Source organism: Streptomyces alboflavus (assembly GCF_000716675.1).
GTDB classification, from domain to species: Bacteria; Actinomycetota; Actinomycetes; order Streptomycetales; family Streptomycetaceae; genus Streptomyces; species Streptomyces alboflavus.
This window is the reverse complement of sequence record NZ_JNXT01000001.1, coordinates 62760-87559: the sequence shown is the minus strand read 5'-3', so window position 1 is coordinate 87559 and position 24800 is coordinate 62760. Positions and strand designations below refer to the sequence as shown.

At 71.9% G+C, this 24800-nt stretch carries 18 protein-coding genes; 4 read left to right on the top strand and 14 right to left on the bottom strand.

Annotated elements, in window-relative coordinates:
* The first annotated feature begins 497 nt into the window (after window positions 1-497).
* Complete coding sequence (locus tag OO63_RS00385; protein ID WP_030356103.1) at window positions 498-944, top strand: subtilase-type protease inhibitor; 447 nt, start codon at window positions 498-500, stop codon at window positions 942-944.
* A gap of 22 nt (window positions 945-966) precedes the next feature.
* On the opposite strand, the gene OO63_RS00380 is transcribed toward OO63_RS00385, so the two are convergent.
* Complete coding sequence (locus OO63_RS00380; protein WP_346009310.1) at window positions 967-2034, bottom strand: hypothetical protein; 1068 nt, start codon at window positions 2032-2034, stop codon at window positions 967-969.
* Between the two features lie 158 nt (window positions 2035-2192).
* Between OO63_RS00380 and OO63_RS00375 the strand changes: the two genes are divergently transcribed.
* On the top strand, window positions 2193-5066 hold the full coding sequence (locus OO63_RS00375) for a M4 family metallopeptidase (RefSeq protein WP_234310953.1): 2874 nt from the start codon (window positions 2193-2195) through the stop codon (window positions 5064-5066).
* Window positions 5067-5205: 139 nt separating this feature from the next.
* Here the strand turns inward: OO63_RS00375 and OO63_RS00370 are convergent, their stop codons facing one another.
* From OO63_RS00370 to OO63_RS00320, 11 genes are all read right to left on the bottom strand, one after another.
* Complete coding sequence (locus tag OO63_RS00370) at window positions 5206-6876, bottom strand: dipeptide ABC transporter ATP-binding protein (RefSeq protein ID WP_234310952.1); 1671 nt, start codon at window positions 6874-6876, stop codon at window positions 5206-5208.
* Window positions 6873-7865, bottom strand: coding sequence for an ABC transporter permease (locus OO63_RS00365; RefSeq protein WP_030356099.1), 993 nt, complete (start codon window positions 7863-7865; stop codon window positions 6873-6875). The genes OO63_RS00370 and OO63_RS00365 overlap by 4 nt, the downstream gene beginning before the upstream one ends.
* Before the next feature lie 3 nt (window positions 7866-7868).
* On the bottom strand, window positions 7869-9641 hold the full coding sequence (locus OO63_RS00360) for an ABC transporter substrate-binding protein (protein WP_030356098.1): 1773 nt from the start codon (window positions 9639-9641) through the stop codon (window positions 7869-7871).
* A gap of 75 nt (window positions 9642-9716) precedes the next feature.
* Window positions 9717-10673 carry an ABC transporter permease gene (locus OO63_RS00355; protein WP_030356097.1) on the bottom strand — a complete coding sequence of 319 codons (957 nt, stop codon included), beginning with the start codon at window positions 10671-10673 and terminating at the stop codon, window positions 9717-9719.
* 422 nt (window positions 10674-11095) lie between these two features.
* A complete protein-coding gene (locus tag OO63_RS00350) occupies window positions 11096-12181 on the bottom strand; it encodes a S1 family peptidase (protein ID WP_030356096.1) in 1086 nt (361 codons plus the stop codon).
* 404 nt (window positions 12182-12585) lie between these two features.
* Entirely contained in the window at window positions 12586-13485 is a 900-nt protein-coding gene (locus OO63_RS00345) for a S1 family peptidase (protein WP_030356095.1), read from the bottom strand.
* Between the two features lie 240 nt (window positions 13486-13725).
* Window positions 13726-14529, bottom strand: coding sequence for a DUF1684 domain-containing protein (locus OO63_RS00340; protein ID WP_030356094.1), 804 nt, complete (start codon window positions 14527-14529; stop codon window positions 13726-13728).
* A 5-nt stretch (window positions 14530-14534) separates the two neighbouring features.
* Window positions 14535-15920, bottom strand: a complete 1386-nt coding sequence (locus OO63_RS00335) for an NtaA/DmoA family FMN-dependent monooxygenase (RefSeq protein WP_234310951.1) — start codon at window positions 15918-15920, stop codon at window positions 14535-14537.
* Window positions 15917-16999: an LLM class flavin-dependent oxidoreductase gene (locus tag OO63_RS00330; protein ID WP_030356092.1), complete on the bottom strand. Its 1083-nt coding sequence runs from the start codon at window positions 16997-16999 to the stop codon at window positions 15917-15919. The genes OO63_RS00335 and OO63_RS00330 overlap by 4 nt, the downstream gene beginning before the upstream one ends.
* 94 nt (window positions 17000-17093) lie before the next feature.
* On the bottom strand, window positions 17094-18917 hold the full coding sequence (locus OO63_RS00325; protein WP_078618712.1) for an FAD/NAD(P)-binding protein: 1824 nt from the start codon (window positions 18915-18917) through the stop codon (window positions 17094-17096).
* On the bottom strand, window positions 18914-19777 hold the full coding sequence (locus tag OO63_RS00320; RefSeq protein ID WP_030356090.1) for an amino acid ABC transporter permease: 864 nt from the start codon (window positions 19775-19777) through the stop codon (window positions 18914-18916). Before OO63_RS00320 ends, OO63_RS00325 begins: the two co-directional genes overlap by 4 nt.
* A gap of 526 nt (window positions 19778-20303) precedes the next feature.
* On the opposite strand from OO63_RS00320, the gene OO63_RS00315 reads away from it, so the two are divergent.
* On the top strand, window positions 20304-21260 hold the full coding sequence (locus OO63_RS00315; protein WP_030356089.1) for an ABC transporter substrate-binding protein: 957 nt from the start codon (window positions 20304-20306) through the stop codon (window positions 21258-21260).
* Between the two features lie 25 nt (window positions 21261-21285).
* Here the strand turns inward: OO63_RS00315 and OO63_RS00310 are convergent, their stop codons facing one another.
* A complete protein-coding gene (locus OO63_RS00310; protein ID WP_030356088.1) occupies window positions 21286-22551 on the bottom strand; it encodes a DUF5685 family protein in 1266 nt (421 codons plus the stop codon).
* A gap of 350 nt (window positions 22552-22901) precedes the next feature.
* Between OO63_RS00310 and OO63_RS00305 the strand changes: the two genes are divergently transcribed.
* A complete protein-coding gene (locus OO63_RS00305) occupies window positions 22902-23348 on the top strand; it encodes a cell division protein SepF (RefSeq protein ID WP_030356087.1) in 447 nt (148 codons plus the stop codon).
* A 50-nt stretch (window positions 23349-23398) separates the two neighbouring features.
* On the opposite strand, the gene OO63_RS00300 is transcribed toward OO63_RS00305, so the two are convergent.
* Window positions 23399-24595: an acyl-CoA dehydrogenase family protein gene (locus OO63_RS00300; RefSeq protein ID WP_030356086.1), complete on the bottom strand. Its 1197-nt coding sequence runs from the start codon at window positions 24593-24595 to the stop codon at window positions 23399-23401.
* Window positions 24596-24800: the final 205 nt, after the last annotated feature.

Here is a 24800-nt window from a genome sequence, read left to right as displayed (position 1 = left end):
AGACCCCTGTGGTGACCTCTCCATTCGACCTCCGCGACACCGCCCGGAGATCAAGAAAAAGCCCTGACCCGAGAGGGAGAAAGTCCTTCCCGCAGCACGAAATTCCGCAGAAAACGATCTCTCACCTGCGTGAACGCCGAAGGGCCAAAGGCCCTTGCGGGCTTGTGAATGCATTCACAAAATCTCGTCCGCACTCCTGATCCGGCCATTCCCGCCGCACCGAAAGGACCCGGGCGGGGTGACGCACTCCACTTCCGCGCCCCACAGCCCCGCATTCCGGCTATCGGGGAAACTTCCCCCGATTCCCCCCTTCCCGCCGGTCACGCGTGGTGCACCAGACCTCAACCGACCGTGAAGGATCATCACTTCACGCCACTACACACAGTTCTCAACCAACGACTGAAAGTCAGCGGCCGATGTGCTTTCGCTGTCGCCTTCGGCAAGACTCCGGTCCGATCCGTTCGTTATTCGCAACAACAAGCAAGGGAGTGTTCGAAATGCGGTACATCTCTGGGGGGATCGCGCTGGGCGCCGCTCTCGCGCTCGGCGGCCTGGCCACCGCGGCCACCGCCGCTCCGGCGCCCGCGGCCACCGCTGCGCCCGCCGCCGCGAGTGGCTTCGCGCCCTCCGAGCTGGTGCTCACCGTCGGCTACGGCGCCAACGCCGCCGACGCCTCGATCCAGCGGGCCGTGACCCTCGGCTGTTCCTCCACCGGCGTCGGCAGCCACCCCGACGCGCCCGGAGCCTGCGCCCAACTGCACGCGGTCGGCGGCAAGTTCGACAAGGTGACCAAGGCCGCGACGAACGCCGTCTGCACCAAGGAGTGGAACCCGATCGTGGTGACGGCGCAGGGCGTCTGGGAGGGCCGCCGGGTCTCCTACGAGCACACCTTCGCCAACCCCTGCGCGATGACGGCGGGCCAGGGCAAGGTCTTCAACTTCTGAGACCGCGAAGACCGCACGGGCCCTAGGGGCCCGTGAGCCAGCCCCGCAACGCGGCCTGGGCGCCGGCCTGGAAACGGGTGTCGGCGCCCAGTTCGTCGAGCAGTCGGCTGATGCGGCGGCGCGCGGTGTGCACATGGACGCCGAGGCGGCGCGCGATCGCCTCGTCCTTGAAGCCGCCCGCCAGCAGGCCGAGCAGATCCCGGTGCTCGTCGGAGAGGCGCGGCCCGCCGCCGCCGAGCGGTAACGCCCGCTCCCACAACGCCTCGAAGAGCGGCCGGAAGACGTGCTGGAGCAGCGTGTCCCGTACGACGACGGCCGTGCGGGTCGGATCGGCGCCGGCCGCGGGCGGCAGCAGCGCGTCCCTGCCGTCCACCGCGATCAGCTTGGTGGGCACGTCGGCCGCGACCCGCACCGCGAGCCCCCGGTCGACCAGCGGCCCGAGCAGCCTGGTCCGGCCGGGGAGCGCGAGCCCCTCACGGGCGAGCACCACCCGCACGCCGACCCCGCGTTCGAGCAGGGCCGCGATGCCGGTGCCGGGGTCGGCGCCCGCGACCGCCCACGGGTTGAGGTAGGGCGGCCGGTCGAGGATCAGGACCTCTTTCTCGGCGCGGGCCAGCAGCTGGTCCACGTGCCGCACGATGGCGCCGGGACCGCTCACCGCCTCCACGGCCGCGACCGCGCCGGGCGCGAGGGCCACGGCGGGTTCGAGACGCTCGGCGATCTCGTCGGCCTGGCGCCGCAGCCGCTCCAACTCCGCCGCCTGGGCGTGCAGTTCCGCCTGTCTTCGATGGATCAGGGCCCGTACGGCGGGCGCGGGCGGCACCGGACGCGGCAGCACGGCCCGGTCGAAGGCCTCACCCGCGCCCCGACCCTCGTCCGGATCCGCGTACGGCACCGTGAACCCGTGCTCCCGCAGCCGGGACAGCGAAAGCTCCAACTGCCCTCGCGTGAGCCCCAGTTCCCGCCGCAGCTGCTCCGCGTCGCGGGGCGCCGGGGCCCGCTGCCGCAGCAGCGCCCCGTACACCCGCTCGTCCGCCTCCCCCAGGCCCAGGTCGCGCAGCGCGCTCCCCTTGCCGCTCCCCATGGTCATGTCGGGCAGTCTCACCCCGCCCCACGACGCACACAAGTGTGCGGCCCCACTTGTGACCAGTCGTTATTCCTTGATCAACATACGGGCAACGACTTGCATGAGTACGGCACGTACACGGCACGTCCATGGTGCGCTCTTTTCTGCGCGTGGAGGGGAACTTGAGAAGCTCACGCAGACGGACACGAATAACGGGGAGCGCGGCGCTGCTCGGCGCCGCGGCACTGCTCGCCTCCGGAGTCCCGGCGGCCCAGGCCGCCCCGGCGGCTCCCGAAGGACCGGCCACCGAGGTCGTCCCCGGCAAGGGCACGGCGACCCCGGCCCTGGTCGACGGGATCGCGGAGGCGGCCAAGGACTCGGGCAGCCCGGCCGACGCGGCCCGCGGCCACCTCGCGGCCAAGAAGGGCCGCTACGGAATCCCGGACCCGCGCCGGGACCTGAGCACCGAGTCGACGCTGCGCCACGGCGCCGGCGAGACCGTGCGGTTCCAGCAGAAGCACCGGGGCGTGCCGGTCCTCGGCGGCCAGTATCTGGTGCGGATGGAGAAGAAGGACGGCGAGCGGGTCGTCACCGGCACCTCCGGCAAGTACTTCACGGGCCTGAAGGTGGGCACGAAGGCCGAGGTCGCGGAGCGGACGGCCGTCGAGCGCGCCGTGGCCGCGACCGCCGCGGGGGACGGCCGCACGGGCAGCCTGACCAAGCTGTCCCCCGCGTCCCGCAAGGCCGACAACAAGGCCAAGTCCCGCGGCGGCTCCGGGCAGCGCGGCCCCGCCCTCTCCGGCAGCTCCCACGGCCTCGTCGTCCTGCCCCAGGGCGAGGGCCTCCTGACGTACCGCGTCACCGTCACCGGCAGCGACCCGGCGACCGGCGCCCCGGTGAAGCAGGAGGTGTACGTCGACGCGGCGTCCGGCTTCCCGGTGCTCCAGTACTCGGCGATCCAGACGATCGACGGCGACGGCCCCGGCTCCGGCTCCGGCTCCGGCTCCGGCTCCAGCTCCGGCTCCGGCTCCGGCTCCAGCCAGGACGACGGCTTCCCCGGCACCAAGGGCAGCGGCGTCAAGCTCGACGGCAAGAAGGTCGGCCTCGACGTCGCGCACGACGCCGCGTCGGACACGTACAAACTGCGCGACCTCCGCCACCAGTGGGACGGCAGCAAGAACCCCCTGGCCACCTGGGACGCGCGTGGGGTCGACGCCAATGACGCGTCGGGCCGCTGGCCGCAGGGGATCACCGAATTCGGCTCCAAGACCAAGGAGTTCGGCAAGGAGGCCACCGACTCGGGTGCGATCGACGCGCACTGGGCGGCCGGCCAGGTCCACGAGTACTACAAGAAGAAGCACGGCCGCGACAGCCTCGACGGCAAGGGCATGGCCATCAACTCCCTGGTGGGCGTGACCGACGGCGGCTTCCCGTACGTCAACGCCTTCTGGGACGGCCAGAAGATGGTGTACGGCGGCGGCGACGAGGAGTTCAAGCCGCTGTCCGCCGATCTGGACGTGGTCGGGCACGAGATGACGCACGGCGTCGTCGAGCACACCGCGGGCCTGGTCTACGTCGGCCAGTCCGGCGCCCTGAACGAGGCCATCGCCGACTACTTCGGCAACGCCATCGACGTGAACGCGTCGAAGACACCGATGGACGACCCGAAGGCCGGGCTGATCGGCGAGGACCTGTGCCGCACCAAGGCCCCCGCCGACTGCGCCCTGCGCGACCTCAACGACGGCCGCACCACCGCGAAGGACTTCCTCGGCGTCACCATCGGCACCGACAGCGGCGGCGTGCACCTGAACTCGACGATCGTCTCCGGCGCGCTGTGGGACATCCGTGAGGACCTGGGCGCCACCCTCGCCGACAGGATCGTCTACAAGGCCCTGTCGGAGTACCTGACCCCGCTCGACGGCTACACCGACGCCCGCAACGCGGTCGTCGCCGCGGCCAAGGACCTCGGGGCGAAGGGCGCGAAACTGCGCACCGTGCACCGCTCGTTCGACGCGCACGGCATCACCAAGGGCTGGGAGAAGGCGATCGGCGCCGACTCCGAGAAGCTCCTCGGCGACCTCAACGCCACCCGGGTCGGCGGCAGGCTGCCGAACACCGGCGCGGGCGCGGGCGGCGGCTGGTGGGCCGCGTCGAAGTCCGACGACGAGGGCCAGGAGGCCTTCTCCGTGTACGCGGGCCGCACCGACGGCTCCGGCACGCCGAAGCTGCTCAGCCCCAACGACGGGCGGTACCACGTCTACCCGGACACCGACGGCAAGCGCGCGGTGTGGGTGGCGTACGGGCCGACCAGCGTGGAGATCCTGTCCCGGCCGCTGGCCGGCGGCCCGGTGAAGAAGCTGTGGTCGGCGGGCACCACCGTCGCCAACGTGCGGATCTCCAGCGGCAACGTCACCTGGCAGGAGTCCAGCCCGCACGGCCAGCAGCGGGTGGCCTATCTGCGCCCCGGTGACCGGGAGCCGGTGTTCGTCGACGGCGGCCGCTACGACGTGGTGACCGCGCTGCCGACGATCCACGGCGACAAGCTCGGCTACGCCAAGGTGTACACCGACAAGGACGGGTACCAGCAGGTCTCCACGGAGATCACGGACGTGCGCACCGGCAAGCAGACGCTGGTCCCGGCCAAGGGCGGCCACCTCGGCATCGCCACCCCGGCGATCAACGGCACGTACCTGTACTGGCTGGTCGACGACATCGCCGACGACAACCGCATGGCCCTGCGGCGCGCCAAGCTCGACGGCACCGGCCTGACCGACATCGTCCCCGAGGACTCCAAGGACTCCTACTTCTGGAACGTGGACGCCTCCGAGTCGGCGCTCACGCTCACCCAGTGGCAGCCCCGGCAGGGCTGGAGCAACGAGAACCTCACCAAGCTGGTGCAGACCGACCTGGACGGCAAGGGCCTGAAGCGGGTGTCCTGCAACCGGGGCGAGCAGACCGGCCACGCCGCCGACACCGGCAAGCGCGTGGTGTGGATCGACGGCACCACCGGCCACACGGACCTGGTGACCCGGGCCCGCCCGGCCGGAACCTGCTGATCCGCGACACTCGGACCCGCTGATCCGGAACACACGAACGACGGTGCCCCGTCCACCTGCGTCAGGTGGGCGGGGCACCGCCTTGGGGAGCCCGGTCCGCCGCCCCGCCCCCTCCGTCGGGGCGGTGGACCGGGGTGGCTCAGACCATCGCGGCGAGCAGGTCGCGGGTGTACGCGGCGCCGGGCCGCTCGAAGACCTCGTCGCGGGTCCCGGTCTCGACGATCTCGCCGTGGCGCATGACGGCGACGCGGTCGCAGAAGTGCCGTACGACGGCCAGGTCGTGGGAGACGAAGAGCAGCGAGAGGCCGAGTTCGTCGCGCAGGTCCATCAGCAGGTTCAGGACCTGGGCCTGTACGGACACGTCGAGGGCGGACACCGGTTCGTCGGCGATGATCAGCCGGGGGCGAAGGGCGAGCGCGCGGGCGATGCCGACGCGCTGGCGCTGGCCGCCGGAGAACTCGTGCGGATAGCGGTCCAGGTCGGCGGCGGACAGGCCGACCTGCTCCAGGAGTCCGGCCGCGCGCTCCCGGCGCTCGGCCGCGTCGGCCTCGGTGTGCACCCGCAGCGGTGTCGTGACGATCTGCTCGACGGTACGACGCGGGTTCAGCGAGGCGTAGGGGTCCTGGAAGACCAGCTGCACCTCGCGGCTCAGCTCCCGGCGCAGCGCGGTGTCCCCGGCGGCGCCGGAGATGTCCCGTCCCTCGAAGCGGACCTCGCCCGCCGTGGGCCGCTGGAGCCCGGCGAGCACCCGGGCGGTGGTCGACTTGCCCGACCCGGACTCGCCGACCAGGCCGAGGGTCTCGCCCTCGCGCACGTGCAGGCTGACGCCGCGCACGGCCCGGGCGGGCTCGCGGCGGCGGCCGAGCAGGGTGCGGCCGCCGCCGAACTCCACGTGCAGGCCCGTGATCTCGGCGAGGAGGCGGCCGGTCGCGGTGACCGGTGCGCGGGCCGCGGTGCGCGGCTTCGGCTCGGGTTCGTCGACCGTCGGCAGGCGGGTGCCGGGTTCGCTGGTGAGGGTGGGGGCGGCGCCGATCAGGGCGCGGGTGTAGGGGTGTTCGGGCGTGGTGAGGACCCGCCGGGTCGGCCCTTCTTCCAGGAGGTGGCCGCCGCGCATGACGAGCACGCGGTCGGTGGCGTGCGCGACGACGCCCACGTCATGGGTGACCAGGACGACGGCGGTGCCGTGCTCGTGCCGCAACTCGTCGAGCAGGTCGAGCACCTGGCGCTGGACGCGGGCGTCGAGCGCGGTGGTGGGCTCGTCGGCGACGAGCACGTCCGGGCTGTTGATCAGCGCCATGGCGATCATCACGCGCTGTCGCATGCCGCCGGAGAACTGGTGCGGGAAGTCCCGGGCGCGGGCGGCGGGGATGCCGACCCGCTCCAGCATGTCGGCGGCGCGGTCGCGGGCCTCGGCGCGCGATGCGGACCGGTGGTGGATCCGGTAGGCCTCGGCGAGCTGTGCGCCGACCCCGTGGAAGGGGGACAGCGCGGCGAGGGCGTCCTGGAAGACCATCGCGACCCGGTTGCCGCGCAGCGGCCGCAGCGTGTCCTCGGCCGCCCCGACGATCTCGGTGCCGCCGATCTCGATGCTGCCGGTGACCTGGGTCCGCGCCGGGTCGTGCAGCCCGAGCGCGGCGAGCCCGACGGTGGACTTGCCGGAGCCCGACTCCCCCACCAGGCCGACGACTTCGCCGCGCGCCAGGTCGAAGGTGACGCCCTCGACGGCCATGACGGTGCCGCGCGTCCCCGTGAAGGTGACGCCGATGTCGCGTACCCGCAGGACGGGCCGTTCCTTGCCGGAGCCGCTCACGCGAGCCTCACTCTCGGATCGAGCCAGGCCACCACGAGGTCGGCCAGGGCGACGAAGACCACCACGAAGAACGCGGCGAGGAGCACGGTGCCGACGACGGTCGGCAGGTCGTTCTGGACGACGGCGTCCACCGCGAGCTTGCCGACGCCGCTGAGCCCGAACACGGTCTCGGTGATGAAGGCGCCGCCGAGCAGCGCGCCCACCTCCAGGCCGAGGAGCTGCACCAGCGGCGCGGCGGCCCCGCGCGAGGTGTACTTCAGGTGGGCGCGCAGCGGGCTGAGCCCCTTGCCGCGCGCCGTGCGCACGTACCCCTCGTGCATGACCTCCAGCATCTGGGCGCGGGAGAGCCGGGCGAACACGGCGGCGTTGACGAAGCCGAGGACCAGGCACGGCAGGAGCAGTCCCGCGACCCAGGCGCCGATGTCGTCGCCGGGCGAGGTGTAGCCGGGCAGCGCGAACCAGCCCGTCCGGTACACCAGGAGGTACTGGAGCGCGTAGCCGAGGAAGTAGATCTGCACGCTGGCGCCGACCAGCGTGAAACCGGACAGGAGCCGGTCGGTGAGCCGGCCGCGGCGCAGCGCGGACAGGAAGCCCGCGCCGATCCCGAAGACCACGATCACCGCGAGCGCGCCGCCCGCGAGCGACAGGGTGACGGGGAAGCGGCTGGTGATGGCGGCGCGCACCGGTTCGTGCAGCGCGTAGGAGTAGCCGAGGCAGGGCGCGTCGCAGGCGATCGGGGTGCCGTCGACGTCGTTGATGGTGCGGCCCGCGAACAGGCCGCGCACGTAGTCGGCGTACTGCGCGAGGATCGGCTGGTCCAGACCCATGGAGTCGCGTACGGCCGCGATCTGGGAGGCGTCGCACTTGGGTCCGCAGGCGATGACGGCCGGGTCGGAGGGGGCGGCGTAGAAGAGCGCGAAGGCGGTCGCGGAGATCGCGAGGAGCACCACGACCGCCTGCAGCGCCCTCCTGAGGAGGTAGAGGGGCATGGGTCAGGACTTCTTCAGGTACAGCCAGGCCGGGCTGATGGTGCCGTAGATCGGGTGGATGAAGGCGCCGCCGACGTCGGCGCCGCGCACCTGCTGGACGCGCTGGTGCAGGAACGGCACCAGCGGCACGTCCTTCATGATCGTGTCCTTCTCCAGGGCGATGAGCGCCTTGGCCTTCTTCGTCGCGTCGCCGATCCGCGCGATGCGGTCGAGTTCCCTGTCGACGGCCGGGTTCTTGTACCGCGGGTCGTTGTCGAGGGTGTCGCGGCGGCTGTCGAAGCGGTACGGGACGCCGGTGGCCGGGGTCGGCCAGTCCACGGACGAGGTGGACATCCACAGGTCGTACTTCGGGTCGGTGCCGCGCAGGACCTCGTTGGTGTAAGCAGGCAGCGGCAGCGGCTTGGTGACGAGCTCGATGCCTGCCTTGGCGAAGGCGTCCACGAGGACCTGGGCCAGGCGGTCGTTGACGGCGTTGGACTCGTAGGCGTACGTGAGCCGCTCGACCGGTTTCCCGGCCTTGGCCAGGTGCTGCTTGGCCTTCTTGATGTCGCCGGTCGGCGCCACGGGGTTGGTGTCGTACGTCCGCCAGCCGACGATGGCGGGCGAGGAGTAGGTGGTGGCGATGTCGCCGACGCGTGGGCCGCCGAGGGCCTGGCGGGCCTGCTGGCGCGGGAAGAGGTAGTGGATGGCCTTGCGGACCTCCGGGTCGGCGACCCGGTCGTTCCGGATCACCAGGTGCGAGCTGAAGGCGCCGCGGCGGCCGTCGACGACCAGGTCCTTCTTCTTCGGGTCGCGGTTGGCCTCGCCGATCAGCTCGGGCGGGAACTCGTTCTTGGTGGTGACGGTGGCCGCGCCGTCGCCGCGCCCGTTGAGGATCTCCTGGGCGGTGTTGAGCTCCTTCTTCTCGAAGGTGAACTCGAACGTGTCGGCGTACTGGTGGCGGATCGGGTCGGTGTCCGCCTTCCAGTGCGGGTTCTTCTCCAGGGTCAGGGACTGGTTCTGCCGGTGGGAGACGATCCGGTAGGGCCCGCTGGCGAAGGGCCTCAGGTCGTAGGCGGCCCCGGTGTCCTTGTCGGGGCGCACCGGTGACGAGGAGGACTGCGCGGCCATGAACGGCACGTCGGACTGCGTCTTGTGGAAGCGGAAGACGACGGTCTTGTCGTCGGGCGTCTCGATGCGGTCGAAGTCGCCGTCCTTCTTCGGGCCGCCGTACACCTTGCGGGCCTGCGCGAGGTCGGGCTTGCCGGTCAGCCACTGCGGCCAGTAGGACGGGCCGACCTCGAAGCCGGGCGCGAAGGTGCGCTCGATGCCGTACTTGACGTGCCGGGAGGTGATCGGCTTGCCGTCCTCCCACTTGATGCCGTCCTTGAGCCTGTACGTCCAGGTGCGGCCGCCGTCGGAGGGCTTGCCGGTGTCCGTGGCGAGGTCGCCGACGAGCTTCGGCTTGCCGTCGACGACCTGGTACTGGGTGAGCTGGCGGCCCCACAGGAGCGAGGTGTTGTAGGCCTCGCCCGCGTAGATCTTCTGCGGGTCCAGGTGGGCGTAGTCGCGCAGGTTGGCGACGCGGATGGTGCCGCCGTCGCGGGCGCCCGCGACGGCCGGGGCGGGGCCCGCGCTGTCCTTCGCGCTGCCGACCCCGGCGATCAGGTCGCCCTCCTCGCGGGGACTCGCCGTGTCCGACCCGGATCCGGCCCCGGCGGAGCAGGAGCACAGCACGAGCATGGCGGAGGCGGCGGCGACGAAGGGCACCGCGGTGCGCGAACTGATCCTGGGCATGGTGAACTCCGTTACGGGTGGGACGGATGAGACAGAGAGGGCGGCCGGTGCGGTCCGCCTCGGGTCGGCGCGGGGTCAGCGCCGGGTACGCGGGTCGAGCGCGTCGCGCACGCTGTCGCCGAGCAGGTTGAAGGCGAGGACGAAGAGCAGGATCGTCACGCCGGGGAAGACCATGTAGGTCGGGTCGTCGTAGAAAACCTCGGAGCCGCGGGCGATCATCCGCCCCCAGTCGGGGATGGGCTCGCTGATGCCGACGCCGAGGAAGGAGAGCGCGGCTTCGGCAGTGACGATGCCGGGCAGGGCGACGGTGATGTGCACGAGCACCGGCGCCCACACGTTTGGCAGCAGTTCACGCAGGACGATGTGGCGGCGGGACGCGCCCATGGCCCGGGCGGCCTCCACGAACTCCCGTGTCCGCAGGGACCGGACGGTGGTGCGGAGCACCATCGCGAGCGGCACCCAGCCGAACGCCGCGAAGATCACCACGAGCACGGTGAACTGCATCCAGGCGGGTTCGTTCTCGCCCGGGTCCACGAAGCGGGTCTGCACGATCGGGCTGAGCGCGAGGAAGAGCAGCAGCGTGGGGAAGGCGAGGAGCACGTCGCAGACGAAGGTGAAGACGCGGTCGGCGAGCCCGCTCAGATAGCCGACGGTCACACCGAGCACGACGCCGAGGACGGCGATCACGACGACGGAGGCGCCCGCCACCAGCAGAGAGGTGCGGATGCCGTACAGGAGCTGGGTGAACACGTCCCGGCCGAGGCCCGGTTCGAGGCCGAACCAGAACTCCCCGGACATGCCGCCGCCCGGCAGCACCGGCAGGCCCTCCGGGCTGAGCAGCCCGGGTTCGTTCTGGCCGTAGTGCTCGGTGGGGTTCTTGCCGTACGCGGCGGCGACGAGCGGCGCGGCGAGGGCGAGCAGCGCGAACAGGGCGACCACACACAGCGCGGCGAGGCCGAGCCGGTCCCTGCGGAAGGCGCCGACGGCCGCGGCGAGCGGGCTGCGGGGGCCTGGGTGTGGCGCGTCGGCCATGCTGCCCAACTCCTGATGACGTGCGGACGCGGAGGTTTCCCGCGTCGGGGTGCGCATCATTAGAGCCAGCGGGACGGAGCCTTTGCAAATCCCCCGCAGAAAGCATTTCGGGAATGCTGCGGAGATTTACAGCGGCGCAACATTACGGGCCCCCACACGGGGGCAAACAGGGACATCTCACCGCACTGAGATCTGTACCACACACCCTGCCCACGGAAGGTGACGGCGACTCATGACCTTGCTTAGGAAGGTCATCTACGCACTTCACTGGCGGATCGCCAGGGTATCTACGCGCGTCACCCCTTGGGAATTCTGGCATCCGCAATTCTTCAATGCATCTTCTTAATTCCCCAGGAAAATACCGGTGGCCCCCGGAAACCGAAAGGTTTCCGGGGGCCACCGGGTCGTCCTCGAACCAGGCGTCAGCCGATTTCCGCCCCGAAGGCCTCAAGGGCCTCGGGCACCGGCTGGAAGAACGTCTCGCCGCCGGAGGAGCAGTCACCGCTGCCGCCGGAGGTCAGGCCGAGCGCCGTGTCGCCCGCGAACAGCGCGCCGCCGCTGTCGCCGGGCTCCGCGCACACGTCGGTCTGGATGAGGCCGTTCACGATGTCGCCGTTGCCGTAGTTCACGGTGGCGTCCAGGCCCGTGACCTTGCCGTCGTGCAGCTGCGTGGTGGAGCCGCTGCGCTGCACCTCCTGGCCGACGGTCGCGGCCCCGGCCTTGGTGATCTTCTGCGTGGAGCCGTTGTAGAGGTTCACCTCGCTCGGGTGCGCGGTGTCGCCGGAGTACTTGACGATGCCGTAGTCGTTGTCGGGGAAGCTGGAGCCCGCGTTCTCACCGATGGCCGGGCCGCCCTGCTCCTCGGACCAGCTGGTGACGGACTCCGTGCAGTGACCCGCCGTCAGGAAGTGCGGGGCACCGTCCTTGACCACGTTGAAGCCGAGCGAGCAGCGGCTGCTGCCACCGAAGATGGCGTCGCCACCGGCGATGAAGGGCTTGAACTCTCCCTTGGAGTGCTTCAGTTCGGCTTTCTCGCCGAGACCGTCGACGACCGACGTCAGCTTCTTCAGGTCGGCGCCCTTGACCGTGCGGTCCACGGTCACGACGACCTTGTTGGTGGCCGGGTCGGTGGCCCAGGAGCTGCCGGGGACCGAGGCCTTGTCGGTGAGCGTGGTGCGGGCGCCCTTGAGGTCGGCGAGGGAGTTCTCGACGAGTCTGGCCTTGGCGCCGGCGGACTCGACGGCGTCCTTGGCGTTGTCGTCGAGGACGTTCACGACGAGGTTCTTGGCCTGCGCGTCGTAGTACGTCCCCGCGGCGTCGGCGCCCAGCTCCTTGTCGAGCGAGGAGGCGAGCTTTCCGGCCTTCGCGATGGAGAGCGTGTCCGGCTTGGGGGTGGGGGTGTCCTCACTCGCGTTCGCAGTCTGGAAGGTGACGGCCGCGCCGATCAGAGCGACGACACCCGCGCCTGCCATGGCGGCACGGCGCTTGGGTATGCGGCGGTGCTTCAACTCGCGTCCTCCTGTGGGGGGATCGGTCCGCTCCGGTGTGGGGACCTCGGCGGCCGAGAGGCGTACGCGCATGGCGGGCTGACGATGGGAAAGCCGCGTCCATGCCAATAGGACGCGGCCCACTATTCCCAGCGGGCGAGGCCGCACACAAGGTCTACTTCCGGACGCACGCCTTCCAACGCCCCTGCGGCCCGGCCCTGTTGACCGTCCGTGGTCTCACCACGTCGGTTCCCGCTGCAAACACCGCGTGCGAGCGGCGGTCGGCAGCGGGTGAGGACTAGTCCTGTCCGGTTCTCGACGTTCGGTGGCCGTGCGCGGGCGGCGCGGGGACAGCGGAGAGCCCCCGCCCAGGAGTGGGGCGGGGGCTCGATGGCCGCTGACTGTGCGGGGTACGGAGGTGGGCGTCAGTACACGCTCACGTTGTACGCGCGCAGGGCCTCGGTGACCGGCTGGAAGAACGTCGTACCGCCGGAGGAGCAGTTGCCGCTGCCGCCGGAGGTCAGGCCGAGCGCCGTGGAACCGGCGTAGAGCGGGCCGCCGCTGTCGCCGGGCTCGGCGCAGACGGTCGTCCTGATCATGCCGTACACGATGTCGCCGTTGCCGTAGTTCACCGTGGCGTTCAGGCCCGTGACGCGGCCGGAGTGGGTGCCGGTGGTGGAGCCGCGGCGCGTCACGCTCTGGTTGACGGTCGGGTCGGCGGCGCGGGTGATGTCCTGGCTGCCCACGGTGCCGGACTTGGTGATGGAGCTGTTCGTGTACCTGACGATGCCGTAGTCGTTCGTCGGGAAGCTGGAGCCGTGCGTGGTGCCGAGCACGGTGGTCTTCGCCGAGTTGGCCCACCAGGTGCCCGCGCCGTCCGTGCAGTGCCCGGCGGTCAGGAAGTAGTAGGTGGAGCCGCTGCGGACGTTGAAGCCGAGCGAGCAGCGCCAGCTGGAGGCGTACGTGGCGTCGCCGCCGGAGATGTACTTCTGGAACTTGCCGGGCGTCCGCTCGATCTTCAGGGCGCCGGCCTTGTCGCCCGCCGCCTGCTTCAGCTTGGCGATCTCGGCCTTGGAGACCGTGCTGTCGGCGGTGACCACGACCTGCTTGGTCTTGGGGTCGACGTTCCAGGCGGTGCCCGCGACGTCCGCTTCGAGGACGGCGTCACTGGCGGCCGTCAGGTCGGCGGCGCTGTAGGTGCGGGCCTCGTCGGCGCTGGCGGCGGGTACGGCGAGTGCGGCCGCGGCCACGAGCCCGGTCGCGATGGCGACCGTGCGGGAGTGTCTCGCTATACCGCTGCGGGGGGTGGTGCGCTTGATCCTCACTGCTGGTTCCTCCCGAGGGAAGTCAGGGGGCCCATGTGGGTTGGGGGCCCGTGAGGCGCGGTCGAAGGACCGGTGGATTCCGGTTACACCGTGTCCCTGACAAGCGCTGCTCGGGAGTATTGGGGCCGCCGTGACACCGCACAAGGGGTGCCTTTCGGCCGGGGCGGCCGATACACGACGACCGGCCCCGGCAGCGGCGCGTCTCCGCCACCACCGGGGCTCTGGGTCATCGGCGTCCTGTCAGACGTGCCGGCGGGAGGAAAGGTTCCGTTCCCCGGCGGCGATCTCGGCGGTGAGGGTGTTGCCGGGGGGCGGGAAGGGGCAGATGAAGTGGTCGGCGAACGCGCACGGCGGCAGCAGCGACCGGTTGAAGTCGACGCGCGTGCGGCCCTGTTCGTCGGGCGCGGCGGGCCGCAGGAACCGGAAGCGGTAGCTGGAGGCCCCGCTGGTCCCGTCCGCGAACACCGCCCACAGCGATCCTTCGCGCTCGACGCTCACCTGCAGCGTGTGCTCCTTCCCGGCCAGCGGGAAGGCGAGCTCGCCGCCGAGCCCGAGCCCCCGCTCCACCCCGTCCGCGTTCCCGACCCGCACGGTGCGGTCCTGCTCGTACGGCGTGAAGCGCCCCTCGACCGCGAAGGCCGGGTCGTACGTGCTGACGTCGATGCCGATGAAGTCGCCCCGCGCGGCCGCGTCCGGGTCGAAGTCCCGCACCGCCCACAGCCCTTCGCGGCGCAGCACCACAAGGCGCCGCTCACCGACTCCGAGCCGGGCAGCGGTGACGGGTCCGGGGTCGGGGGTGAGACGGGCCGTACCGGTGAAGGGCCGTCCGTCCAGGGCGATGCCGTCGTCGGCCGCCGCCGTCAGGACGAGTTCGTCACCGTCGTCCGACCAGTGGCCAGGCAGTCCTGGCAGCGTTCCGTCGGGGTGGTCGGCGAGCCAGTGCGTGCCGGTGAGGGCCAGCGGGCCGTACGGCGCGGAGACGGTGGCCGTGCGCAGCTCGTGCCACTCCTTGAAGTCCCGCAGCGTGTCTTCGGTCGTGCTCATGGTGATCAACCCTTCCATACGGGCTCGGGCAGCCCGAGGTGTGAGCGCAGGGTCGCGCCCCGGTATTCCGTGCGGTACGCGCCGCGCTCCTGGAGCAGCGGCACCACCCGTTCGACGAACTCGTCGAGCCCGCCCGGCGTCAGATGCGGGACGAGGATGAAGCCGTCGGCGGCGTCGGTCCTGACGAACTCCTCCAGCTGCTCGGCGACGGCCGCGGGCGTGCCGATGAAGGACTGCCGGGACGTCGTCTCGATGACGGTCTGGTGCAGGGACAGGCCTTTGGCGCGGGAGAGGGCGCGCCACTTCTCGGCGACAGCGAAGGGGTCGCCGACCTTCACCCGGCCCTGCACGAGCGTGGATCGCGGGTCCGGGTCGATGTCGGGCAGCGGCCCTTCGGGGTCGTACGACGACAGGTCGACTCCCCACACCTGTTCCGCGGCGAGCAGGGCGTTCTGCGGCGACACCTGCTGTCGGCGGATCTCGATGGCGCGCTCCTGGGCCTCGGCGGCGGTGTCCCCGAGGACGAAGGTGACGCCGGGCATGATCTTCAGGTCGTCCGGGGCGCGCCCGTACGCGGCGAGTCGTCCCTTCACGTCGGCGTAGAAGGCGCGACCCGCCTCCAGGGTGCCGTGCCGGGTGAAGACGACGTCGGCGGACGAGGCCGCGAACTCCCGGCCCTCGGGCGAGTCCCCGGCCTGGATCACGACGGGGTGGCCCTGCGGCGGGCGCGGCAGGCCGAACTCCCCGGCGATGTCGAAGTGCTGCCCGCGGTGCGCGAACGGCCGTGGCTCGCCGCCGGACCCGTCGGCGCCGTCGGGGGTCCAGGAGTCCCACAGCTCCCGCGCCGTCGCGACGAACTCGGCGGCGCGGGTGTACCGGTCGGCGTGGTCGAGGAAGCCGCCGCGGCGGAAGTTCTCGCCGGTGAAGGCGTCGGAGGAGGTGACGACGTTCCAGGCGGCGCGGCCGCCGCTCAGATGGTCCAGGGAGGCCAGGCGCCGGGCCAGTTCATAGGGCTCGTTGAAGGTGGCGTTGACGGTGGCGGCGAGGCCGAGGTGTTCGGTGACGGCGGCGAGCGCGTTCAGGACGGTGAGGGACTCGGGCCGCCCGACCACGTCCAGGTCGTGCACGCGCCCCTTGTGCTCGCGCAGCCGCAGCCCCTCCGCCAGGAAGAAGAAGTCGAAGAGCCCGCGTTCGGCGGTGCGCGCCAGATGCTCGAAGGAGGAGAACTCGATCTGGGAACGGGAGCGGGGATCGGCCCACACGGTGGTGTTGTTGACGCCGGGGAAGTGGGCGGCGAGGTGGATCTGCTTCGGTGCCTTACGAGGCGTGGCGGTCTGTTCCGGTGCCGTACGAGGTGTGGCGGCCTGCTGCGGTGTCGTACGAGGTGTCATGACGGGTCCCCCGCGCGTGCGGCGTAGCGGTTGGCGGGCCGGGCCAGGCCGAGGTGCTCCCGGAGCGTCGCACCCGGGTAGAACGTGCGGAACACACCGCGGTGCTGGAGCAGCGCCACGGTGCCGTTGACCAGCCGCTCCAGGTCGCGGCGCGGCTCGACGGGGGTGAGGTGGAAGCCGTCGACGGCGCCCGCGTCGTGCCAGGCGGCGATGAGGTCGGCGAGGTCGACGGGGCCGCCGCGGTACAGCGGGCCCTCGGCGGTGGGCAGCGGGCCGCCGCCGTGCCCGGGCTGCGCCGCGTGCTCGCCGCCGCCGAGGTCGACGACCAGCGCCGCGAGCACCCGCAACTGCCCAGGTGGACGGCCGAGTTCGGCGGCGCGGCGGTGCAGCGCGGCGCGGGCGGCGCCCGCCTGCGCGGGGCTCGCGGCCCGCACCAGGGCGACGTCGGCGTGCCGTGCGGCCGTCTCGCGGGCGTGGCCCTCGGTCGCGTCGACGACGACCACCGGGTTCCCCTGCGGCGGCCGCGGCACGATCGAGGGGCCGCGCACGGAGAAGGTGCCGCCCTCGAAGTCGACGTAGTGCAGCTTGTCGCGGTCGATGAAGCGTCCGGTCGCCACGTCCCTGATCTCGGCGTCGTCCTCCCAGCTGTCCCACAACCGCCGTGCCACGTCCGCGACTTCACCCGCCTCCCGCCACAGCGCGTCGGCGGGCGCGGCCCGGCGCCGTCCGAAGAGCCGCGCCTCGGCCTCGGTGGCCGACACGTCGACGGCCCAGCCGGCCCGGCCGTGGCTCACCCAGTCGAGGGTCGCCACAGCGGCCTGCACGTGGAAGGGCTCGGTGTGCGTGGTCGTCACGGTCGGCACCAGGCCGACGCGTCCGGTGGCCGGGGCGATGCGGGAGAGCACGGCGAGCGCGTCGGGCCCGTGCCGGGCGAAGGAGTCCCCGAGCGTGACGAAGTCGAGGGCGCCGCGCTCGGCGAGCAGCGCGAGTTCGGTGTGCGGGGCTGCGGCGTAGGCGCCGGTCTTGTCGATGGCGGCGGCGAGGTGCAGGGGGCCGCGGCAGGCTGCGGGTGCGGTCATGCGGAGCGAACCTCTCTCGACGGGTGCCGGCCGGAAGGGGGCCGGCGGAAGGACGGACAGGCGCGGTCGGGTACGCGGGGCGGCACCGGGCCGCTCATCGCGCCGGGTCCGCGAGGAAGGCGAGGACGGCGCGCGCGGTGGCGTCGTTCTGCCGGAACGAGGGGCTGTTGGTGCGGGGCCGGGTGAAGGCGCCCGCGCCCCGGGCGTCGGTGTGCGGGCCGAGCGCGAAGCGGCGCGGGTGCGGGGTGCCGGAGCGGTCGCGGACGCGGCCGTCGGCGGGGTCGACGGCAAGGAGTCCGTCGGGGGTCTCGGCGACGCCCTCCGCGTGCAGGGCGCGCAGGAGCGGGTCGCGGGTGCGGGCGAGCGTCGGCTGCGGCAGCCGCGCCTCGACCAGGGCGCGGGCCGCCACGGACGCCCCGGGCACGGTCGCGCCGCACGCCCGGAACACTCCCCCGCCCGCGGCCACCGTCATCCCGGCGCCGAGGAACCGCACCACCCCGGCCCGCGACAGCGCGAGCAGTTGCCGCAGCCTCGGCCCGGGAGGCCCCGAGGCGAGATAGCTGAAGTAGCCGTGCCACCACGGACCGATGTCGCCGAGCCGCACCAACTGCCCGTACACGGAGAGCAGTCCGAGGAAGACAGCCAGGTCCGGGCTGTGCGCGGGGTCGTGGCGGCGGTCGAGGTCGGCGGTGATGTAGGCCCGGATGCCGTCCTGGAGTCCGTCGTACGAGGGATGGCGGACGCCGTCCAGGGGGTGGTCGACGGCGCGCAGGTCGAGGCGGTCGGCCGGGTCGGGCACGGCGGCGGAGACGAGGGCGGCCAGCTCGGGGCTGCCGGGCGGGCAGACCGCGTACTTCTCGTCGAAGTCCGGCCAGGCCATGGCGGTGCGCTCGGCGTGGGCGGTGAACAGTCGGTGGTAGTGGGCGAAGCCCAGTTCCTTCTCGATGAGCGGCCACACGTCGCGGGCGAAGTCGTAGCCGTCGGGGCGGGCGAGGAGTTCGTCGATCTGGGCCGGGCCCAAGTAGCGCGGCAGCGGCGGCCGTTCGCCGTCGTCCCAGGTGTAGCCGAGCTTGGCGTGGTAGGGCACGCCGCGCCGCGACCCGACGTACAGGACGGGCTCGCGCCCCGACGGCACATAGGTGTCGCCCTCGTGGCGGCCGCCGCGCCCCTCGGTCAGGAGCACCATCAGGTCGATGAAGGCCAGGCCGAAGCCCCGGACCAGGACGGGCTCGCCCGCCCGCAGGGCGCTCAGGTCGGTGTCGGCGGTGAAGTCGGGCGGCAGGTGGACCAGGCCGTGGCGGCGGGCGTAGCGGGACAGGCGCTGCTGTTCGTGGTCGAGGTCGGCGTCGAGGTGGCCCTGGGCGAGGATCACCAGGTCGGCGGGCAGGGGGTGTTCGGCGCCTTCGAGCCACACCTCCTGGCGGCCGTCCGGTGGTCCTGTGAGGCGCAGGGCGCGGCGGGCGTGGTGGTGGACGGTGATGCCGGGCGGCAGGGCGGCCACCGCCTTCTCGTACACCCAGCGCAGATAGGCGCCCTGGGTGCGGCGGTCGGCGAAGGCCTGTCCGTCGGTGCCCGCCCACTCGTGCAGGGCGGGTCCGGGGAGCACGGGCCCGGCCGTCTCGACCGTGTCGTCGGTGAACATCGTGACGTCCTGGGCGTGCGAGTTCATCCAGAGCAGCGGCGACTGCTCCGCGCGCCAGATCCGTCCTGGGCCCGGCGGGTAGGGGTCGACGAGGTGGATGTCGAGGCGTGAACTCGGGTACAGATCGGGCGCGTTGGCGGCGACGCGCTCGATGACGCCGGTGGCGCGGGGGCCCGCGCCGACGATGACGAGGGCGGGGGTACCGGCCGCCGGGGCCGTCGGGGGGTCGGCGGGGTCGGCGACACCGGCGAGGTCGGTGGGGTCGGCGGGGCTCATCGGGTCCGCTCCGAGCCGCGTGCGTAGTGCCGCTCCACGTAGTACTGGCCGACGCTGAGCAGCGAGGTCACGACGACGTACCAGAGGGTGGCGACGAGCAGGAGCGGGATGACCTGGTAGGTGCGGTGGTAGACCAGCTGCACGGAGTAGAGCAGGTCCTGCACGGCGATGACGCTGACGATCGATGTGCCCTTGAGCGTGCCGATCAGCATGTTCCCGGCCGGGGGCACGATGGAGCGCATGGCCTGCGGAAGGACGACGCGCCTCAGCCGCCGCCACCGCCCGAGCCCGAGCGACTGCGCGGCCTCCACCTGCCCCCGGTCCACGGAGAGGATGCCGCCCCGCACGACCTCGGCGGCGTACGCGGCCTCGTGCAGCGTGAGCCCGATGACGGCGATGGTGACGGGCCCGAGCAGGTCCACGGTCTTGACGCCGAACAGCGTCGGGTAGAGGGCGCCGATGTTGAACCAGAACAGCAGCTGCACCAGGATCGGCATGGACCTGAAGAGCCAGACGTAGCCCCAACTGATCGATCTCAGAACGGGGTTGGCGGACAGCCGGCCGAGGGCGAGCAGGGTGCCGAGCGCGAAGCCGAGCGCCATCACGGCCCCGGTCAGCCACAGCGTGAGCCACAGCCCGCGCAGCACGGACGCGGAGGTGAAGTAGTCGCCGACGACGTCCCACTGGAAGGCGTCGTTGCGGGCGACGGACCGGGCGACGAGCGCGAGGGCGATCAGGACGACGGCGGCGGCGATCCACTGGCCGACGCGGGGCCGCGCCACGACGGGCAGGTCGGCGGGGTCGCCCGTGGGCGGGTCCGGCGGGCGGACGTCGACTGTGGCGAGGGTCTCGGATGACATGCGAAGGCTCCGTCAGGACGGGTGGCGCCTTCACATGGGCCGCGCGGACCGAGCCCCTCAGCACGGGTCCGCCTCTTGAGACTACGGGGCGCTTCGCGCGTGTTGTCAAGGCCGTTCAGAGGCGATCCGGATCCCTGTCCAGAATATGAGCCGTACGTCTCAGGGCAGTTGACGCGGAAACGGATGCCTGTTCCACTTGGGCTCATGCATCCACAGCAGTGGCTGGTCAAGCGCTCCCACATCGACTTCGGTCGCGTGTGGTCCGCTTCGTGTTGATGCACGCCTGAGCCGACCTGTCACGCCGCACATCCGGGCCTTTTCGCCCTGTACGTCACCCCTGCGCGGCACTCACATGTTCCAACACGCGGACAGTCGTCTCACTCTCTCCGAACTCTGGTGCGCCCGAGCGCCGTTGCCCTGCCTTCACATGCGTACGCGTACGCACCCCTCCCCTCGCACGACCATCGCCGCACCCCGCTCTGCCCTGCCCGGGCAGCGCCGCACCGGAGCCGGAGACCACCACGTCATGCGCACACCCCTGCCCTCCCGCCGCCTCACCACGGCCTTCGCCCTGCTCACCGCCGCCACCCTGACGCTCACGGCGTGCGGCTCCGGCGACTCCACGACCGCGGGCGGCGCCGCTCCCGCGGGCAAGAGCGGCAAGCTCCCGACGACGGACGTGGTGTCGTCCGTCGCCAAGGACGACAAGGCGGCTCGGCTGCTCCCGGCGGACGTACGCGACCGCGGCACCCTCAGGATCGCCACCAGCGTCGGCGGCACCCCGCCGGGCTCGGCCCATCTGCCGGACGGCAGGACCGTCGTGGGCCAGGACATCGACTTCGCGAACGCCGTCGCCAAGGTCCTCGGCCTGCGCCTGAAACGCGAGACCGCGAGCTTCGAGGCGATCCTGCCGTCCCTGGACAGCGGCAAGTACGACCTCGGGACGGGCAACTTCGGCGTCACCGACGAACGCCGCAGGACCATCGACTTCGTCACGTACGTCAACGACGGCCAGGGCTTCGCCGTGCGCGCCGACAGCGAGCTGAAGAAGATCACGGACTTCGCCCAGCTGTGCGGCCTGAACGTGGCCACGGGCGCGGGCACCACCTTCGAGGTGACCCTGGAGGACAACAAGCACGTCTGCTCCGACGCGGGCAAGAAGCCGTACAGCGTGAAGACCTACACCGAGCCCGGCGCGATCTGGCCCTCGCTCCAGCAGGGGCGCAGCGACGTGGTGATGTCGACGATCAACGGCCTGCGGTACGCGGTGCGGCAGCAGGAGGGCCTGAGGTTCCTGGGCGAGTTCCACCGCCTGGACGTGGGCTTCGCCTTCAAGAAGGGCACGAAGCTGGCGCCCGCGTTCCAGGCGGCGGTCAACCGGCTCATCGAGGACGGGACGTACGACCGCATCCTGAAGAAGTGGGGCACGCGGGCGTCGGCGATCGAGAAGTCCCGGATCTCACCGCCGGAGATCAAGGACTGACGGTACGTCACCGGCAGGCCCCGCCTCAGTCACAGCACGAGCAGCAGTCACAGCAATCGCAGTCGCAGTCCCGGCAGGCGCCCTCGCGCTTCTTGCGGGACCACGGGCCCTCGTACTCCTTGGCGCAGCACAGCCGGCAGGTGCAGCACAGCCCGATCGCGACGGCGCACCCGGCCCAGAACCCGCGCCGCGGCTTCGGCGGCTCGCCGCCGGACCAGTCGCCGCTCCCGCCGTGGTTGCCACCGCCGTAGTTGCCGCTCCCGTGGTCCCCGCCGCCGTACGCGTCGCCCCGGTGGTTCCCGGCCCCGTGGTTCGCCCCGCCCCCGTAGGAACCCGAGCCGCCGGACCCGTACGCCCCCGAGCCGTGGGACCCGTCGTAGGCCGTCACCTCGTGCCCGGACGCCCCGCTCACCTCGTGCGGCGCGTGCCCGCACGAGGTGGTGCCGAACGCCCGGGCCACCGAGCGCTCCAGTTCGTGCACGAGCAGGAAGTGGGCGAGCTTGGCGTCGGTGAAGCGCACCTCGGCGAGGGCGAGCCTGATGCCGTGCAGCGCGTCGTCGGCGAGCCGCCGGGCCTCGGCGCGGGAGGTGCCGAGGGCCGTGATCGGGTTCCAGGCGCCCGCCTCGGCGTCCGCCACCCGGTCCTCGACGGCGTCCAGGAGGTGCGCGAGCCTGCCGAAGAGGCGTCCTGCCTCGGCCAGCGGCTCCGCGTTGCCCGGGCGTCCGGCGAGGACGGCGGTGTGCGCGAAGGCGGCGGCGGTCGCGGTCTCGGTCGGCTCGGTGACCGTGAGCAGGGAGGTGCCGGGGCCCGCCAAGGCCTCGATGCCCTCCTGCCGTTCGACGGCGTCGAGCAGGACGGCGGTGTCGAAGCCCACGTCGGCGCCGGTGCTCGCGCCCTCACGGCCCCACTTGCCGGCGACGCGCCGGGCCGCGGCGGCCACCGGCCTGCGCGCCAACAGGCCATCGCCGTCGACGACGTGGTCGCGGACCTTCGCCGAGGCCAGCACGAGCGAGACGGCCGCGGCGAGCCGGGCGCCCTCGCCCTGGGCGACGGACGCGGTGCGCATGCCGCGCAGCGGACAGGGGCCCGCGGTGCGCCGCCAGGCGACGGACCGCTCGGCCTGAGCCTCCGTCAGAACCGAGATGATGAGCCCGTCGTAGTTGGTCACGACGCGTGCGAACTGCCCGTGGTCACCGCGCAGCGCGAGGCAGAGCCCGCACAGATGCGCCATCCACTGGGTCTTGAGCCCCTCCCCGAGGCGGTGGCTGCAGGGCCTGACGATTCCGAACAAGGCGACTCCCCCGTGAGCCCGATGATCCCGATGAGCCCGGTGGATCCGCTGGACACGCTGGATCCGCCGGACACGCGAACTCCGGCATCGTATCGACCCGTCCGCCCACCCGCCCCGTTCACCCGTACGCACCGCGCGTCACCCATACGCCGCGAAGAATCATATTTCACTCACTGTCAGCAGCCGTGCACGGCAAGACCCTTGAAGAATCCCGCGCGTCGCCGTATTGACTGTGTGCCAGTACCGTCACGAAAACCCCGCGCGGCGACTATCCCCTTGGCGCACCATCCGCATCATGGACGACCATAGGGGTGCGGAACGCAAGCAGACCGCTGCGAGAGGAGGCGTCCATGGGATCGGTGCGCAAGGCGAGTGCCTGGCTTGGCCTCGTCGACGACAACAACGACGAGCGTTACTACGACGGATACGAAGACGACGGGGCCGACGGCCCCGAGGCGGCCGAGGCCTGGGTCACGGACCCGCGGGTCAAGGTCGCGTCGGACGTGGCCGAGGACAAGGGCCACAGGATCGGCACGGTCACGCCGGACAGCTTCCGCGACGCCCGCGCCATCGGTGAGATGTTCCGGGACGGCACGCCGGTCATCGTGAACCTCACGTCGATGGAGCCCGGCGACGCCAAGCGTGTCGTCGACTTCGCGGCCGGGCTCATCTTCGGCCTGCGCGGCTCCATCGACCGGGTCGCGCACCGGGTCTTCCTGCTGACCCCCGCCAACACGGAGATCGTCAGCGGCGAGGCCACGGCCCAGCGGACCGACGGCTTCTTCAACCAGAGCTGAGGCAAGGCCGCTCGCCGTGCCCGTGCCCCGCCGCCGCGCGCCCCGCGCGCTCAGCGGAAGGCGTCGAGCCCGGTGAGCGCCTTGCCGAGGACCAGCTGGTGCATCTCGACGGTGCCCTCGTAGGTGAGCACCGACTCGAGGTTCGTGGCGTGCCGCATCACGGGGTACTCGAGCGAGATGCCGTTGGCGCCGAGGATCGTGCGCGACGTGCGGCAGATCTCGATCGCCTCTCGTACGTTGTTGAGCTTGCCGAAGCTGACCTGCTCGGGCCGCAGCCGCCCGGCGTCCATGCGGCGCCCGAGGTGGTGCGCCAGCAGGATGCCCTTGTGCAGCTCGACCGCCATGTCGGCGAGCTTGGCCTGGGTGAGCTGGAAGCCGCCGATCGGCCTGCCGAACTGCTCCCGCGTCTTCGCGTACTCCACGGCCGCCTCGAAGCAGGCACGCGCCGCGCCCATCGCGCCCCAGACGATGCCGTAGCGCGCGTGCGACAGACAACTGAGCGGGCCCTTCAGGCCGGTGACACCGGGCAGCACCGCGTCCGCCGGAAGCCGCACCTCGTCCAGGACCAGCTCGCTGGTGACGCTGGCGCGCAGCGACCACTTGTGCCTGATCTCCGGTGCGGTGAAGCCCGGGGTGTCCGTGGGGACGGCGAAGCCCTTGATCCCGTCGTCCGTCTGTGCCCAGACCACGGCGACGCCCGCGACCGATCCGTTCGTGATCCACATCTTGCGCCCGGTCAGGACCCAGTCCGTCCCGTCCCGCTTCGCGTACGTCCGCATGGCCGCCGGGTCCGAGCCGTGGTCGGGCTCGGTGAGGCCGAAGCAGCCGATGGTCTCGCCCGCCGCCATGCCCGGCAGCCAGCGCTCCTTCTGCTCCTGGGAGCCGAACTTCCAGATCGCGTACATCGCGAGGGAGCCCTGCACCGACACCAGCGACCTGATCCCCGAGTCCGCCGCCTCCAGCTCCAGGCAGGCGAGGCCGTACTGCACGGCGCTCGCGCCCGCGCAGCCGTAGCCCGTCAGCGACATGCCGAGCGCCCCGATCGACCCCAGCTCCCTGGCCAGCTCCCTGATCGCCGGCAGCTCGCCGCTCTCGTACCACTCCGCGATGTGCGGGAGGACGCGGTCCGCCGCCCACGACCTGACGGTGTCGCGCACCGCCAGGTCCTCCGGGGCAAGCAGGTCGTCGAGGCCGAGGGGGTCGGTCGGGTCGAAGGGGGGCAGGTTGCTGCTGCTTGCGGGCGACATGGTGCCTCCGGCGGGATTAACTAGCGCTGGTAGTCAGGTGGGGCTCGCGCTGACGCTACGGTGTGGCCTCGCGGACGTCCAGCGTGGGCGGGGGCCCTGCCGGGGGCTCCCCAACCCCGCCCCTTCCCGAACCCGGGGGCTGCGCCCCCGGACCCCCGCTATCGGCGCTCCGCGCCTCGTCCTCAAACGCCGGACGGGCTAGAAA

Coding starts and splice junctions, on each gene's coding strand:
- OO63_RS00385 (WP_030356103.1), top strand. CDS start 498: ATGCGGTACATCTCTGGGGGGATCGCGCTGGGCGCCGCTCTCGCGCTC.
- OO63_RS00380 (WP_346009310.1), bottom strand. CDS start 2,034: ATGACCATGGGGAGCGGCAAGGGGAGCGCGCTGCGCGACCTGGGCCTG.
- OO63_RS00365 (WP_030356099.1), bottom strand. CDS start 7,865: ATGCCCCTCTACCTCCTCAGGAGGGCGCTGCAGGCGGTCGTGGTGCTC.
- OO63_RS00360 (WP_030356098.1), bottom strand. CDS start 9,641: ATGCCCAGGATCAGTTCGCGCACCGCGGTGCCCTTCGTCGCCGCCGCC.
- OO63_RS00355 (WP_030356097.1), bottom strand. CDS start 10,673: ATGGCCGACGCGCCACACCCAGGCCCCCGCAGCCCGCTCGCCGCGGCC.
- OO63_RS00340 (WP_030356094.1), bottom strand. CDS start 14,529: ATGAGCACGACCGAAGACACGCTGCGGGACTTCAAGGAGTGGCACGAG.
- OO63_RS00335 (WP_234310951.1), bottom strand. CDS start 15,920: ATGACACCTCGTACGACACCGCAGCAGGCCGCCACACCTCGTACGGCA.
- OO63_RS00330 (WP_030356092.1), bottom strand. CDS start 16,999: ATGACCGCACCCGCAGCCTGCCGCGGCCCCCTGCACCTCGCCGCCGCC.
- OO63_RS00325 (WP_078618712.1), bottom strand. CDS start 18,917: ATGAGCCCCGCCGACCCCACCGACCTCGCCGGTGTCGCCGACCCCGCC.
- OO63_RS00320 (WP_030356090.1), bottom strand. CDS start 19,777: ATGTCATCCGAGACCCTCGCCACAGTCGACGTCCGCCCGCCGGACCCG.
- OO63_RS00315 (WP_030356089.1), top strand. CDS start 20,304: ATGCGCACACCCCTGCCCTCCCGCCGCCTCACCACGGCCTTCGCCCTG.
- OO63_RS00305 (WP_030356087.1), top strand. CDS start 22,902: ATGGGATCGGTGCGCAAGGCGAGTGCCTGGCTTGGCCTCGTCGACGAC.
- OO63_RS00300 (WP_030356086.1), bottom strand. CDS start 24,595: ATGTCGCCCGCAAGCAGCAGCAACCTGCCCCCCTTCGACCCGACCGAC.